Annotated in this window: 19 protein-coding genes and 1 pseudogene; 6 read left to right on the top strand and 14 right to left on the bottom strand. The window is 47.6% G+C overall.

Features of this window, described 5'->3' with window-relative positions; all coding sequences use genetic code 11:
• The 10 genes and pseudogenes from QZW82_RS19285 to QZW82_RS19240 form a co-directional block, all read right to left on the bottom strand.
• Positions 1-88: pseudogene (locus QZW82_RS19285) on the bottom strand (IS1 family transposase); the annotation flags it as partial.
• Positions 89-180: 92 nt separating this feature from the next.
• Positions 181-741, bottom strand: coding sequence for a Uma2 family endonuclease (locus QZW82_RS19280; RefSeq protein ID WP_293151266.1), 561 nt, complete (start codon positions 739-741; stop codon positions 181-183).
• A 421-nt stretch (positions 742-1,162) separates the two neighbouring features.
• Positions 1,163-1,888 (bottom strand): triose-phosphate isomerase, encoded by a 726-nt coding sequence (gene tpiA, locus QZW82_RS19275; protein ID WP_293151263.1) that lies wholly within the window; start codon positions 1,886-1,888, stop codon positions 1,163-1,165.
• Between the two features lie 68 nt (positions 1,889-1,956).
• Positions 1,957-2,142, bottom strand: a complete 186-nt coding sequence (locus QZW82_RS19270) for a PCP reductase family protein (RefSeq protein WP_293151272.1) — start codon at positions 2,140-2,142, stop codon at positions 1,957-1,959.
• Between the two features lie 142 nt (positions 2,143-2,284).
• Entirely contained in the window at positions 2,285-3,520 is a 1,236-nt protein-coding gene (locus QZW82_RS19265; protein ID WP_293151260.1) for a transposase, read from the bottom strand.
• 244 nt (positions 3,521-3,764) lie between these two features.
• Positions 3,765-4,070, bottom strand: coding sequence for a hypothetical protein (locus QZW82_RS19260; protein WP_293151257.1), 306 nt, complete (start codon positions 4,068-4,070; stop codon positions 3,765-3,767).
• 79 nt (positions 4,071-4,149) lie between these two features.
• Entirely contained in the window at positions 4,150-4,686 is a 537-nt protein-coding gene (locus tag QZW82_RS19255; protein ID WP_293151254.1) for a hypothetical protein, read from the bottom strand.
• A gap of 19 nt (positions 4,687-4,705) precedes the next feature.
• Entirely contained in the window at positions 4,706-5,518 is an 813-nt protein-coding gene (locus tag QZW82_RS19250; RefSeq protein ID WP_293151251.1) for a hypothetical protein, read from the bottom strand.
• 2 nt (positions 5,519-5,520) lie between these two features.
• Positions 5,521-5,919, bottom strand: a complete 399-nt coding sequence (locus QZW82_RS19245; RefSeq protein WP_293151249.1) for a hypothetical protein — start codon at positions 5,917-5,919, stop codon at positions 5,521-5,523.
• A gap of 107 nt (positions 5,920-6,026) precedes the next feature.
• Positions 6,027-7,238, bottom strand: coding sequence for a hypothetical protein (locus tag QZW82_RS19240; protein ID WP_293151247.1), 1,212 nt, complete (start codon positions 7,236-7,238; stop codon positions 6,027-6,029).
• A 166-nt stretch (positions 7,239-7,404) separates the two neighbouring features.
• On the opposite strand from QZW82_RS19240, the gene QZW82_RS19235 reads away from it, so the two are divergent.
• The 6 genes from QZW82_RS19235 to QZW82_RS19210 all read left to right on the top strand — a co-directional run bounded on the left by QZW82_RS19235 (position 7,405) and on the right by QZW82_RS19210 (position 9,860).
• On the top strand, positions 7,405-7,797 hold the full coding sequence (locus QZW82_RS19235; protein ID WP_293151245.1) for a hypothetical protein: 393 nt from the start codon (positions 7,405-7,407) through the stop codon (positions 7,795-7,797).
• A 90-nt stretch (positions 7,798-7,887) separates the two neighbouring features.
• A complete protein-coding gene (locus QZW82_RS19230; protein WP_293151242.1) occupies positions 7,888-8,166 on the top strand; it encodes an HU family DNA-binding protein in 279 nt (92 codons plus the stop codon).
• On the top strand, positions 8,159-8,452 hold the full coding sequence (locus QZW82_RS19225; protein ID WP_293151239.1) for a hypothetical protein: 294 nt from the start codon (positions 8,159-8,161) through the stop codon (positions 8,450-8,452). Before QZW82_RS19230 ends, QZW82_RS19225 begins: the two co-directional genes overlap by 8 nt.
• Positions 8,445-8,834 carry a hypothetical protein gene (locus tag QZW82_RS19220; protein WP_293151237.1) on the top strand — a complete coding sequence of 130 codons (390 nt, stop codon included), beginning with the start codon at positions 8,445-8,447 and terminating at the stop codon, positions 8,832-8,834. The genes QZW82_RS19225 and QZW82_RS19220 overlap by 8 nt, the downstream gene beginning before the upstream one ends.
• 129 nt (positions 8,835-8,963) lie before the next feature.
• Positions 8,964-9,194 carry a hypothetical protein gene (locus tag QZW82_RS19215; protein WP_293151234.1) on the top strand — a complete coding sequence of 77 codons (231 nt, stop codon included), beginning with the start codon at positions 8,964-8,966 and terminating at the stop codon, positions 9,192-9,194.
• Positions 9,195-9,200: 6 nt separating this feature from the next.
• Positions 9,201-9,860: a hypothetical protein gene (locus QZW82_RS19210; RefSeq protein WP_293151231.1), complete on the top strand. Its 660-nt coding sequence runs from the start codon at positions 9,201-9,203 to the stop codon at positions 9,858-9,860.
• On the opposite strand, the gene QZW82_RS19205 is transcribed toward QZW82_RS19210, so the two are convergent.
• From QZW82_RS19205 to QZW82_RS19190, 4 genes are read right to left on the bottom strand one after another with little or no spacing between them, the layout of a single operon-like run.
• On the bottom strand, positions 9,823-10,020 hold the full coding sequence (locus QZW82_RS19205; RefSeq protein WP_293151228.1) for a hypothetical protein: 198 nt from the start codon (positions 10,018-10,020) through the stop codon (positions 9,823-9,825). The two genes, QZW82_RS19210 and QZW82_RS19205, sit on opposite strands and share 38 nt — an antisense overlap.
• 3 nt (positions 10,021-10,023) lie before the next feature.
• Positions 10,024-10,914, bottom strand: coding sequence for a hypothetical protein (locus QZW82_RS19200; RefSeq protein ID WP_293151225.1), 891 nt, complete (start codon positions 10,912-10,914; stop codon positions 10,024-10,026).
• Positions 10,915-10,918: 4 nt separating this feature from the next.
• Positions 10,919-11,257, bottom strand: a complete 339-nt coding sequence (locus tag QZW82_RS19195) for a hypothetical protein (RefSeq protein ID WP_293151222.1) — start codon at positions 11,255-11,257, stop codon at positions 10,919-10,921.
• Positions 11,258-11,281: 24 nt separating this feature from the next.
• The gene (locus QZW82_RS19190) at positions 11,282-11,821 is read right to left on the bottom strand and encodes a tyrosine-type recombinase/integrase (protein ID WP_293151220.1); all 540 of its coding nucleotides are present in this window, start codon (positions 11,819-11,821) and stop codon (positions 11,282-11,284) included.
• Positions 11,822-11,933 lie beyond the last annotated feature (112 nt).

Genomic DNA, 11,933 nt, shown 5'->3' with positions numbered 1-11,933 from the left:
GACTGCATTGGACACAAATGTGATTTTGTTTTCCTTTCTTCTTGCCGTTTTTACGGATATGGGTTGATTTACATTCAGGGCATTGCATAAATTATTCCTCCTATTCATACTCTAACTCAGCAACGCCATAATTTTCTTAAAAAACCCCGGTTTCTTATAGTTGGATGCGTCCAAGATTCTTCAACCAAAACTCAACCAGCTAAAAACATTATCAACCGTCAATTCTAACTCAATTCCATTAATAATTGGCAGTTGAGCTGTACCTCGGTACAATTCTACTTTTTGTCCGGGAAATACTGCTAAAATAGTTTCTTCCTCTGGATCTAGCAACCAACCCAACTCAGTACCGTGTCGCGAACAGTGCAGCAATTTACCAAGGACTTTTGTTTGGCTTTGGTTTGGGGATAAAATTTCAATAGACCAGTCTGGATTGATTTCAAAGATGTTGGCAATTCTACCCGAAGGCAAAAAAGGAATTCTTTCCCAGCGGAATACTGCTATATCTGGTACGATCGACTTACCGCCAAAAGTGCAGCGCAATTCAGGAAAAGCCTTGGCAATTTTTTGAGTTTGCGCTAATTGATTAATAGTTTTGCATAATTCATATTGAAGTACGCTATGTTCACCTTGAGGCATGGGTTTCTGAAGGATATCTCCGTCAATAAATTCTGAGGCCGGTTCAGTTTCAGGAAGTTTGAGGAACTCCTCTAAAGCGGGTTTGGATTGAACGATCGCATTCATGGAACAATTCTCTCGATCGAAAAAACACTCAAAGGCACACTACAATTATAGGCGATCGCTATCGTCAGATAATTAGATACTAGAGAAAGGGAGCAAAACGCACCAGATGAACTGGATACCAAAAGCCAATGCCCGTGATGGAGCGATCGATCTAAATCTACAACAATTCCCGCCGTTGACATTAATGGAATTGAAGAAAGCTGTCAGCCTAAAAAGTGGTTAGGAATGAGAATTAAATAACTTACAATTTTTATTATTCTTGTGGGACGGGCGGGACGCCCATCCCACAAATATGTGTAAAATATTTAATTCGCGAGCCTTAGTTTCCCCATCATCAACTAATACTCGAAGGTTTTGGGGTAACTCGTACAGATTGTCATTTCTCCACATCAAAACTATTCGTACAACCACCAATTACCAATTATTTGTAATTGACAATTCTATCGAAACTAGCAGCTTCCAAACTCGCACCACCTACCAAAACCCCATCAATTTCAGGCATCGCCATAACTTCATCAATATTCTCTCCTTTCACAGAGCCGCCATACTGAATCGGCACATCAGGATTAGTCAATTTAGAGCGAATCAAACCAATAACTCGGTTAGCTTCCTTCGTTTCGCAAGTGTCGCCAGTGCCGATCGCCCAAATCGGTTCGTAAGCTATTACTAAGTTATCTTGGTCAACACCGACCAAATCTTGTGCCAACTGAGAAAAAATATGAGCTTCCGTTTCCCCGGCATCCCGTTGTTGCTTCGTCTCTCCCACGCACAGAATCGGAATTAAACCGGATTTCTGAGCAGCTTTCAGCCGCAAATTCACCGTTTCGTCGGTTTCCCCAAAATATTGCCGGCGCTCGCTGTGCCCGATGATGACGTAGCGCACCCCAAGTTCTGTCAGCATCTGCCCGGAAATTTCACCAGTATAAGCTCCAGACTCTTGCCAGTGGACATTCTGGGCACCGAGTCTAATCCGGCTTCCGTGCAGGTTTTTCGAGAGGACACTTAAATCTGTGAAGGGAACGCAAAGCACGACTTCCCGTTCTTCTGGGGTTTCCGTCAGGCAGGACATGAATCCTTGAAGAAACTCTAGGGATTCTGCCCTAGTTTTGTACATTTTCCAGTTGCCAGCTATAACTATTTTCCGCACTACTTTGTTAAATCCTTGTCCTTACAACGCATTTTATAGTCTAAAGCTTTAGGGTACATTTCGATCCCTCATTGTCCAAACTCGATGCGAGCTTGCTCAACAAAGTCAATGGTGACGACTTCTGTTTCGGCTTCGCGGGCCAATTGCTCGATCCGCACGCGGGCTTGTCCCCGGACAAAGTAGGGAATATTTTTCAGCTTGGCCTTAGCTTCAGCCGTCCATTTTAAATCATCTGAGAATTCGGAATCTGGCATGGCGTATCGGGCGATCGACTGCAAGCGCTCAGTTCTGTACTTTGACAAAAGTCTGTCTGGCTATTCACTGTAACAAGGTTTCTCCTCATTTAAAGACCCACGGACAGACTACTCCCGTGGGTCTTTAAGTGGATTTTGGATTTTAGATTTTGATGCCGCACAACTCCTTGAACAACTCACGAACGCAGCGAGCTATCACCCGCTGGCGGGCTAGCTTAATCGGAGTGCCACCCTTTTTCCTCCTCTTGAGGTTTTCGGCTGGGGACATTTGCTCGGCGTCGGCGCCCTGACCGTAAGTAAATTTCAGCGGTGGATTATTGCGGCTAACTTCCAGCCGCGTGAAGCACCATTGCCAAAGGGCTTTTCTACACAGCGCACTGCCGGATTGTTTCCCTTTCTTTTTCTGGCCGCTGTCATCGCGAATCACGCCCATGCCGACCGCTCTCATGAAGCGGCGCTCTGATAATTTGAGTTTGCACTCTTTGCCGGTTTGGCGATTCTTGCGGAGTTTTACTTCCGGCCGACCGTCTTTCAAGAAATCCTCGATCGGGTAAATCGCACCGAGCAAGTACCCTTGCAGTTGATACCCGAAACCGAATTTTGTAAAAATCCGCCGATATTCCCGAAACTGCGGATGCTCGATTAGTTGAACCAACTGTTTTTTGAGCTTGAAAATTTCCTCTTCGATTTCACAGTATTGGCTGGCGGCCCACTGAGTTTGAGCTTCGATTCCAGCGCCAACGGTTGCGTCCAAAATGCGATCGTACTTTTGCGACTTTCGCCGTCCTGCCAGCCATCCCCACATCAGGGGCGGTAATTCTTCTTGCGATTTTGCCGATCGCACTTGGGCAATCTCTGGGCATTGCCACGCTAGCTCCTGCCTCATTCTGTTGATGATAGGGGATTGCACTCGATTCAAATGTTCTATCCGCAAGCAAATTTGCTTAACTTGGCTCACCAGGGAATCCCGAATTTTGAGGTAGCTTGATTCCGGTTTGTCGAAATACCAGCAAGCAATAGCAAAGGCATCAATGTCATCAGTTTTTGCGCCGCTTTTGCCTTCTTTCCCCATCAATTCTGCCCTGTAGTTGGGCAGTTTGCTGTTGGAAATCATTCTTACTTCGATTCCCCAGTCGGCAAGTTTATTCATCCAGAGCTTTGCGTAATTAATTCCGGTTGGCTCGCAGATTGCAATTATTTTGTCGGCGCTGAAGCTCTCGATTTTTTTCCTTAAATTATTTAAATTTTCAAGGTTCGAGCGATACTCCTTGATGTCGGCGTCAAAGTAGTCGTCGCGGGGGTTGCTGGGTTTTTCCAGCATAAAACACGCGGCAATTGATGACCGAGAAACGTCAATGCCTACGATTAAATATTTCATGTAGTTGGGGAGAATAAAAGTACAAGGACAAGAAGAGCCTACGAATCTCCCAAAAGCAACTGAATGCTTACTTCACTGATTAAGGCTCGTTTATTTTGTCCGGTTTGATTGCGGGCTGGCGCCTACGAATACAAGATAGCAATTAAGCTAATTTCAATTTTAAGGCGCCACTCATCTTGCGACTCGTCCCGCGACTCCCCCTTTATAAGGGGGAGTTTCGGCCGCTGAGTCAATGCGACACTCATCAGGCGGCGGTTATTTTGATCGTGTTAGTTGCGACTAGCGCAACGTAGGCGTACACGTGCGTGATATTGAGAGAAATTGTCGGAAAAAATGTTGCAGTTCCAAAAGTTTCTAAAATTCGATTGGCCGCGTTAATGTACGGGCTTAAGCATCGGTCGGGTGGCTGTTTTTGTAGCAGCCCCCGAGATTTGGCTTCTTTGATGATGAGGAAAACCTTGTGTGATTTGGCTTCGCTAAAATTATCAAATCGCTCTTTTGCGAGTTTCACACAAGCAGTAGTATGCTTGTTTTTGGTTTGTGCATTCATGATATGATTGCGGGTAGATTGGTCAGGATAGCTTGGATGCCAAGCGGTTAAAGTGTAATTTAGCCGCTTGTTTTTGTGATTAAATGTTGGGCTGAATGGCGTTTTCAGTTGCTTCTGATTCTCCTGGTGAGGGTTTCCCCACCCGCCGCTCAAACAAGAAGTTATTGTCTTTTGCCTTCTGGACTTTTGAAAGTAAATCGTCGATAAAATTTTCCACCTCGTCGTCTGCTACTGGTTTGTGGTGAGCCAAGACTTCATGTGCTATGTGTTTTGCTAAGGTTTCAGGATCTATGCCAAAAACGTCAGACAGCATACTTAGCAGGAGTGAATTAGTAAACGAGCACGAATAAATAATCCGTTTTTCATCTAAAGATAAGTCTTTGAAACTTGCTGCGGGTTGAGGGCTGTTGTCGGGAATGATGCGGATTGAATTTAGATTCAGTTTGCAACTGTCTAGCGCATTGTCTAGTATTTCCGATAGCTGCTCTAGAGCGCGGTAATTTCCTTGGCTCATGAGAATTAAATCGGCAATTTGCACGTCTAACCCCACAATTTTGGCTTGAATTGCAGGAGGAACTGAGGGCAAATCTGAATGCCTGTAAGTGAAAGTGTTCATGATTTTAAAGGACTAGAGATTAGGATGAGTCCGACACTTTGCCGGATCTATTTTTGCCAGCGATGGCTTTTTGATAGCTTTTCGATGGCACTCTGATAGCAAATCCTCTCTTTTTAGATTTAGATTTAATGTAGGCTTCCGCCCGATCGCAAATCTCTTCTTTCTCAGCGGTCAGTTCCGTTCCCTCACCTTCACCCTCTGGCGGTTCTTCGTCCGGCGGCTCGGTTCCCCCGATCAGCATTTCGAGATACTTAGAAACAGACGTTCCTGCTGCGGCGGCTTTCTGTTGCAGCAATTGGTAAGCTTTGCCGCCGATGCGGACTTGCTTGGCTCTGTCCTCTGGATTTTCATCCAGTGTCTCGCTAATCTTGGCCGCTGTAATGAGCTCTGGCGGGAAACCATCAACAACGGTTTGCCACTTGTCTTGCAGTTGGGAATCGCCGTACTCGTCAACCTTCGCGAACTTCAGGAGCGGCAGTGCTTGGGCTACGGAAGTGGGGAGAATTTTGAATTTGGATTTGATGAGTTCAAGGCAAATCTTAGCCGCTTGAATGATTTTCTTGCAGTAAAAGTGCGATCGCCCTAACGCGAGATTGCAGTATTCGGCAAAGTCCTTGTACTGCTGTTTGTACAGCCGGTACCGACACACGGCGTCCAGCATTACACCTTGCCGTACGTAGTCCAGAAACGAGCGTTTGATGCGCTGTGTGAGGACAGAAATATCGTTGTGTGGGACTTCGCGGGAAATCTCGGATTCAAAGTCCAGCAGCGGTTGGAACTCGCTTTCTGGAGGTTCCCAATAAATATCGTTAAAGTCGGCGGTTGTTTCCATGATTAATCGATAATGAGAGAAGAAACTGCCTCTGCCTCTGATGATTCTGATAGCAAAAGCAGCTTATCAAAGGTCAATCTACTCGCACCGGGATCTACTCCAAAAGCTTGCAGAAAAATCTTGAGGTCTTCATAGTGTTCTGCCGCCCTCTCGATATCTCTAATGAGATTCTTCAAAGTAAAAGCCTTGTTCTTAATTTCTTCCTCTAAACTTTTAGCATCATCCGCCAAACGGTTTTGAGCATTCAACTCGTCGAGCAATTTGTCAATCTGAGCTTTCAGCTCTTTATAGCCTTCGCTCAGTTCACTCACTTCGCTGCTGACTACAACTCGCCCCTGTTGTTTGAGGCCGTCCCACTTGCCTCTCTTGTAAACCGGGATAGATATTTTTAGGTAAGTCATTGTTTTTCACTTGTTAATTTTTGGGTGCGGAGGAAGCGATCGCCCTCGCTTAAGAAACGATCGCACAAGAATGTAAGCATGATGGAAATATGGGTAGACAACCATAGTTAGAAGCTGGCATCACCTCCTGGGGGCGATCGCCCGCTCGAAAGTATTGCGCTGCGGGCGAACTTTTTGATGCGGTTTGCGCGATCGCCCGCAACGACACCCATGGGCGGAAAACTGGGAGGCTTTGGGTTGGGCAAGCGGGCGAAACTTCCCGCGTTGGGCGGCTCGTCTTTGTCGTTTTGCCGATCGCCCGCAGCGCCAAAAACAGGAATAAGGAATTCGCAAGTGCTGGAACTTTCGATTGTTTCGATTGCCGGTGAAACTTCCATCACTTTCATGGATGAAGCTTCCGGTGGCAAAATTTCGGCTGTTGGCTCGTACCAGTCATCGGGACACGCCGCCCATTCACGCATCGAATCCATCGCCACAGCAAATGATTCAGGGTTTTCAGCATCCGGGCAGGCTGGTAGTTCGGTGAAGGCATCGAGGGAGTCAAAATCGTCTGGGTTGCGATCGCACCAAGCGTCATAAGCAGCCCAAAATTCAAATTCTGTCGAATAGTCGTCGAAGTCTGGCGGCTCATCCACTGATTCCACCTCGAAATCAAGTAGGCTCAGTTGCCCGTCAGCGTCGGCCTGATAGCGCAGGCTCTCCGATTGTGGCGGGGAATAGCGAGCGAGAAAACTGCCGGACAGTGTCGGAAAGTCCTCAATGTGTGGCGAGGACTTCAGCCGTTCCAAAAGTTGATGGGCTGTTGAATTGCGATCGACACCGGGGGAATTTTCGGGTACGGAGGCGATCGCACTTTGGCGGCTCAATATTGGCTCATTTTCCAGTCTGCCCCTGTCGCCGCCGCCTCTGTTCGGAGGGCGATCGTCGGTGAAACTTGCTACATATCCGTCAATCTCGGCAGCGTGAGTCTGCTGGAATTCCTCAACGTCGAAACTGACACCGGGGGAAATTTCACTCACTTGTGCGATCGGCTTGAGACGGCATAAGTAGCCAGTGATTCGCCCGTACTCAATCGGCTCAGCCGCCGGTTTTGGATAGAGGATGCGGCCGAATTTAGATTCGATCGGCGGCTCCTGGGCTTGAAGCTCGATGCTGGGGGAAACTTCCAGCAGTTTCAGCAGCGGGGGCTTAACTCCGACAATGGCGTCGATCCAGTTTTGGCGGCAACGTCTGTCGCCTGCTGGAAGAATGTCAAGCTGGTAGCCGATTTCCTTCAATTTCTTAAAAGTCTTTTCCCGTAACTGTTCTAGGGTGTACATAGGTTCACGGTTAGTGGGGGAAAGGGCGGGTCAAGCAGTCCCGCCCGGTTCTTGCAGGGTATGCAGTGCAGTCAAGTCTTACTTAACACTGTGAGTATATGATATAGTCTTACTTATTACATTGTCAACATCTTACTTAAGACTTGTTATTTTTGAGGTGGCGTTTATGATTGAGAGCTATGGCAAGGAAAGCGAAACAGAAGGAATACGGAGAGAAGAAGAGCGGCCGGACTTACGGACTGACACCAACGGCAGCGAAAATGCTGGACGAATTGGCGAGGGAATTGGGAATCAGTGCGTCTCACCTGATCGAGAAGGTGGCGAGGAGGGAATTGGGGCTAGTGACGCCCTTGGGGGAATCCTTGACCAACTGATCGACGATGCACAAAAGCAGTTGGTCAAGAGTTTGGAGTGCATCGTTTGGTATCAATCGGAAGCGAAGGAGTGCGAGCAGAAGCTAAACAATCTAATCAAGCTAAAAGAGTTGCAGGCACGGCAGAAAGAAGAGCAGCAGCAGTTAGAACCTATTAGCCATCAAGAGGAATCAAATCCTGAATAGCGCAAAAGCCAGCATCCCTCAGGGGGTGCTGGCTTTTGCGCTACTAATGACCAACAACTAATAACTGATAACCAAAGAGCGATCGCACTTATGAACAAAAAGGAACTCGTAGAAGCTGTTGCCGACAGAGCCGACACCACACAGAAACAAGCTAACGCTGTATTAAACGCACTCTTAGACGTAATCATAGAAGCCCTTGCCAGTGGCGACAAAGTAACCCTAGTAGGATTTGGCACTTTCGAGAGCCGCGATCGTAAAGCCCGTCAAGGCCGCAACCCCAAAACAGGCGAACCTATACAAATTGCTGCTGGTGTAGCTCCGGTCTTCACCGCTGGAAAGAACTTTCGGGAGGCAGTAAGGAATGAGTAAGCCAAGTCTCAAACAATATTCTGCCGAACTCGCCGAACTGGAAAATGCACCGGCCTGTGAGATTCAAATCCTCCCATTGCAGGCGATCGCCATCGTGAGCCACATTCAACTAGCTATTAGGCATCCATCTCTAGCAGACAACTCGGCACTGACGAAAATAGCGAGGGATGTAGCGATCGAGCTTCAGTCATTATTCAATTCCGAGTCGGCTACGTACAAAGTGCTCGAACTCGGATGGCACGAACAGCACGACATATTAGTTGAAGGTACAGATTTCAATGATTGACAGAGAAGAAGCAAAAGCCTTGCTAGGCGGCCCACAGCGAAAGCTCCCAGACAATCCCCAAACCCCTGAAGAGATACTTGAGGCAATGAAAGCGGCTAACGCCAATTACTACCGCGAGGCGATCGCCACCAACTGCCACACATTTATCGAATTCACGGGTCTGATTGGCGAGTACATCAAAATCTGCGAGAGAAATTTGAAGCGGGGAATTGACTTTACTCAAGCCAACGTTCACAACGACGGCACTAGATTGCGAGTAGAGGAGTGGGAATGTGACTACATCAATGACAAACTTCGCTGCATATTCCCGAACCTGAGAATGGTGAAATTAGACGATCTGAAAAAACTAGATGATTCCGAAGAGATTGCTACAGATAAATAGGCTTTCTATGGAAGCCTCATTCATGCGTAGCAGGGCAAGCTGGCGACACCTGCCAGAGTAGATCCGAAGTGGCGTGACAGCCGGGAGAGACCGGCACTTACCAACCAAGTAAACAAGGACGTTAAACCCATGAACCCTATTATTTTTCAACTGCTGCGAACGATTCTTGAGGTCGTAAACAGTCAAGGCAATCGCTTGGCTGTATTGGAAGAAGAAGAATCTCGCGAATCAACCGAGGAACTTGCAACCATCCAGCAAGCTCAGGCTCTTCTCGATCAGCTAACTATGGGTACTGCTCCCACAATGCCACCGAGCTTCCCGGTGACAATGCCTTTGGATTTCGCACCTAGCGATATCTAAGGTTTTTTGAAAATTAGCCGATCGCCCAAAAGAGCGATCGGCTTGCACAAATTAGATTTTAGATTTTGGCTTTATATGAATACTCAACTTTCCTTATTCGAGAATTCTCCAGCGGTCGGAACGCTCTACAGGGTTGGCGATCTTTTGAAACTGAAGCGAAAGACACCTCACACCGCCGGCCTGAAAAAGGGAGATATTGTCAAAATCGAGGGCATTCATCCGCTGGACGGAAGTTGCAAATTTTGGAACGAGCTCACCGAATCTTGGGGGTATCTTTACCCGGGTGAGTTTGCATTGCTTCCGGCCAACACAATTGATTCTGTATCAGAGTCGATCACCCTTGTCGAGGTTGATACAGAATCAAATCCCTCCGATGATTCTGTATCAGAGTCGATCACCCTTGTCGAGGTTGATACAGAATCAAATCCCTCCGATGATTCTGTATCATCAAATTGCAAAGCAATATCTACCTACCGTCCGCGCGGAACAGCCCGTGGCGGCGAATACTTCCGATTCTCGTATCGCGACGGATCGAAGATGCGCCACATTCATATTCGGGGTGGCAACACTGACTCGCCGATCGCGCAGGCAAAAGTGCAGGAAGTGCGATCGCTTTTGGCGATCAGTGTTAGACCTGCGGAAATTGTGGAGATGCTTCGGGCCTGACTTCTTCCGCCCCATATTCAACCAATTCCATCGCCCATCTTTTCGCGTAGTTGTTTGCTTGTTCGGGCGATCGGGCAAAAATTATTTGAGATTCTGTAAACTTCTCTATCTGATGATTGCTTGTGGCGCGAAATACTTTAAACTTTCTAAATCCTTTCATGGCTTACGCGCGATACGTGATAGTGGCTGAAAATGGGCGGGATAAGAGAGCCGCCGATTTATCGGCGACATTAGTGACGTATAAATTATTTGCCCACAGGGCCCATTCAAATTGATGCTGGGTTCCCAAGACGTGTTGGATGCTTGGCGGTGCTATTGCACCCTGATTTGATCGGACAAGGACTTGAGCTGAAATAATTTTAGCCATGTCAATGCCAATGGGTATGACTACCATGGATCCTTGCACAGCAGCAGTAGTCCCCTCAATCAGCTTTGTTTTTGTCGCCACCCCGTCTAGCGTGAGGCCAGCAGCGAAATCGGCAGAGACTGCGGAAGCCGCGCGATCGGCAACTGCTGCACGACGAACCAAAACCGAGTTATTGCTGGCTCCCCAGTCCCCTAAATGCCACCATCCATAAGTGCCGTCCCAGTGTGTGACTGCGGCGTTCCACGCTCCCAACAAATTCCGCAAATTGTTCGCGTTGCCGGCTGTCTTCGCGGAAATATTTCCGTCATGAATTAGAGCTCCGTCAAAGCCATCAGCATTCATTATCCGCAGGGAATTATTTCCATACCCCGAATGGTATAGGGATGTCGCAGACTCACCACGTTTGTGAAAGGCAAGAATGGGGTTACTCCCGTCGTTCGTGGTGAACTCTAGGTGGTTGGCGCCACCATAAAAACTGGTAGGTGCGATCGGCGGATTATTTTTCAGAATCCGTTGCCCGCCGGTCAGACTGAGGAATCCGGCAACTATTCTCTGCCACAGGTTTGGGTGCGGATCTGCTTTTGCTTCGTGCGCTGCGACCGCCTCCATCAATTCCACATCAGTGGCCATCGCCCCCGATATTCTGCTCTCAGGAATCTGAGAATTTAAATCTATCAATCCACCCATGAGCCTAAGTTAATAAATCCGCTTGGGCAACCATCAGGTTCGTTGTCCCCGAGGCAGTGATAACGCTAATAGCTCCTAGATATCTAGGCGTGGTTGCAAAATCTTCTTTCCACAAAAATCCAGGCGGGATAATGAACTCGTAAAGGCTGGCTGAAACGACAGCACCCTCCCTTACAAAAACGGGAACCGTACCCGCGTTATAGATGCTGTAAGCCGCCCTGTTTGGATTGGCTGCTAGAGCCACCCCCACAGTAGTCGATGCACTGACGGCGGTTGTGGTCTTGGCGCCACGAATATCCTCGGCGACGTTGATGCTGCTAGTTGAATTTAGGTTGACAAGCATTATTTGTTGACAAGCATTATTTATTTAGAAATTTGCGATCGCGTTTTTTCTTTGCTCTTCCGAAACCTCGATATATCGTCCTAAGGACGAAAGGCTGGCGTGCCCGGAGAGCGATTTAATTAAGCCCGGGCTGCAACCGAGACTATCTAGCCGCGTAATGAAGCCTCTTCGTGCGGAATACAGGGAATATCCCTGATTTTCAAGCCCCGCTTTTTTCAATGCGCGCCGAAAAGCGCGATCCATTGCCTGCCTGGATAAAGGTTGTCCCGACTTAACTCGGGACGGGAATAAATAGCCATCCTCCAAGCATTCGTAATCCCGAAGAATTTTCTCTAGAGCCAGGTGACAAGGGACTTCCCTAGTTTTTTTATCCTTCCTCGCAGCAGACGGATAGATGATCTCCGACCGCACGATTCGTCTCGATGGATTTACATAGAAGTGGCAAACCTTGCTTTGCAAAATTGCATTTGGTCTCTCTCCAGTGTACCAAGCAACACCCAGAAATACCTTATGAACATCCGTAAACAAATGTTTGCTGATTTGCTCGTAAATGTCTTGAGTCATTTTCGTAGCTTGACCAATTCCCTCGACTTTCACGTGTTGCTTTTTCCTTATCAAAACAAGACAATCGACAACCTTTTAACACCCTCCTGTAGTGTAACTCCCCAAACCCGTA

It is taken from the genome of Microcoleus sp. bin48.metabat.b7b8b9.023, assembly GCF_013299185.1.
Taxonomy (GTDB): domain Bacteria; phylum Cyanobacteriota; class Cyanobacteriia; order Cyanobacteriales; family Microcoleaceae; genus Microcoleus.
The sequence above is the reverse complement of the archived record's forward strand: the minus strand, read 5'-3'. Positions and strand labels throughout refer to the sequence as shown.

Bases quoted from the DNA above. Each gene is read 5' to 3' on its own strand.
- QZW82_RS19270 (WP_293151272.1), bottom strand. From the start codon at position 2,142: ATGCCAGATTCCGAATTCTCAGATGATTTAAAATGGACGGCTGAAGCT.
- QZW82_RS19245 (WP_293151249.1), bottom strand. From the start codon at position 5,919: ATGACTTACCTAAAAATATCTATCCCGGTTTACAAGAGAGGCAAGTGG.
- QZW82_RS19280 (WP_293151266.1), bottom strand. From the start codon at position 741: ATGAATGCGATCGTTCAATCCAAACCCGCTTTAGAGGAGTTCCTCAAA.
- QZW82_RS19215 (WP_293151234.1), top strand. From the start codon at position 8,964: ATGAACCCTATTATTTTTCAACTGCTGCGAACGATTCTTGAGGTCGTA.
- QZW82_RS19260 (WP_293151257.1), bottom strand. From the start codon at position 4,070: ATGAATGCACAAACCAAAAACAAGCATACTACTGCTTGTGTGAAACTC.
- QZW82_RS19190 (WP_293151220.1), bottom strand. From the start codon at position 11,821: ATGACTCAAGACATTTACGAGCAAATCAGCAAACATTTGTTTACGGAT.
- QZW82_RS19225 (WP_293151239.1), top strand. From the start codon at position 8,159: ATGAGTAAGCCAAGTCTCAAACAATATTCTGCCGAACTCGCCGAACTG.
- QZW82_RS19250 (WP_293151251.1), bottom strand. From the start codon at position 5,518: ATGGAAACAACCGCCGACTTTAACGATATTTATTGGGAACCTCCAGAA.
- QZW82_RS19235 (WP_293151245.1), top strand. From the start codon at position 7,405: ATGATTGAGAGCTATGGCAAGGAAAGCGAAACAGAAGGAATACGGAGA.
- QZW82_RS19230 (WP_293151242.1), top strand. From the start codon at position 7,888: ATGAACAAAAAGGAACTCGTAGAAGCTGTTGCCGACAGAGCCGACACC.
- QZW82_RS19265 (WP_293151260.1), bottom strand. From the start codon at position 3,520: ATGAAATATTTAATCGTAGGCATTGACGTTTCTCGGTCATCAATTGCC.
- QZW82_RS19240 (WP_293151247.1), bottom strand. From the start codon at position 7,238: ATGTACACCCTAGAACAGTTACGGGAAAAGACTTTTAAGAAATTGAAG.
- QZW82_RS19200 (WP_293151225.1), bottom strand. From the start codon at position 10,914: ATGGGTGGATTGATAGATTTAAATTCTCAGATTCCTGAGAGCAGAATA.
- QZW82_RS19255 (WP_293151254.1), bottom strand. From the start codon at position 4,686: ATGAACACTTTCACTTACAGGCATTCAGATTTGCCCTCAGTTCCTCCT.
- QZW82_RS19220 (WP_293151237.1), top strand. From the start codon at position 8,445: ATGATTGACAGAGAAGAAGCAAAAGCCTTGCTAGGCGGCCCACAGCGA.
- QZW82_RS19195 (WP_293151222.1), bottom strand. From the start codon at position 11,257: ATGCTTGTCAACCTAAATTCAACTAGCAGCATCAACGTCGCCGAGGAT.
- QZW82_RS19205 (WP_293151228.1), bottom strand. From the start codon at position 10,020: ATGAAAGGATTTAGAAAGTTTAAAGTATTTCGCGCCACAAGCAATCAT.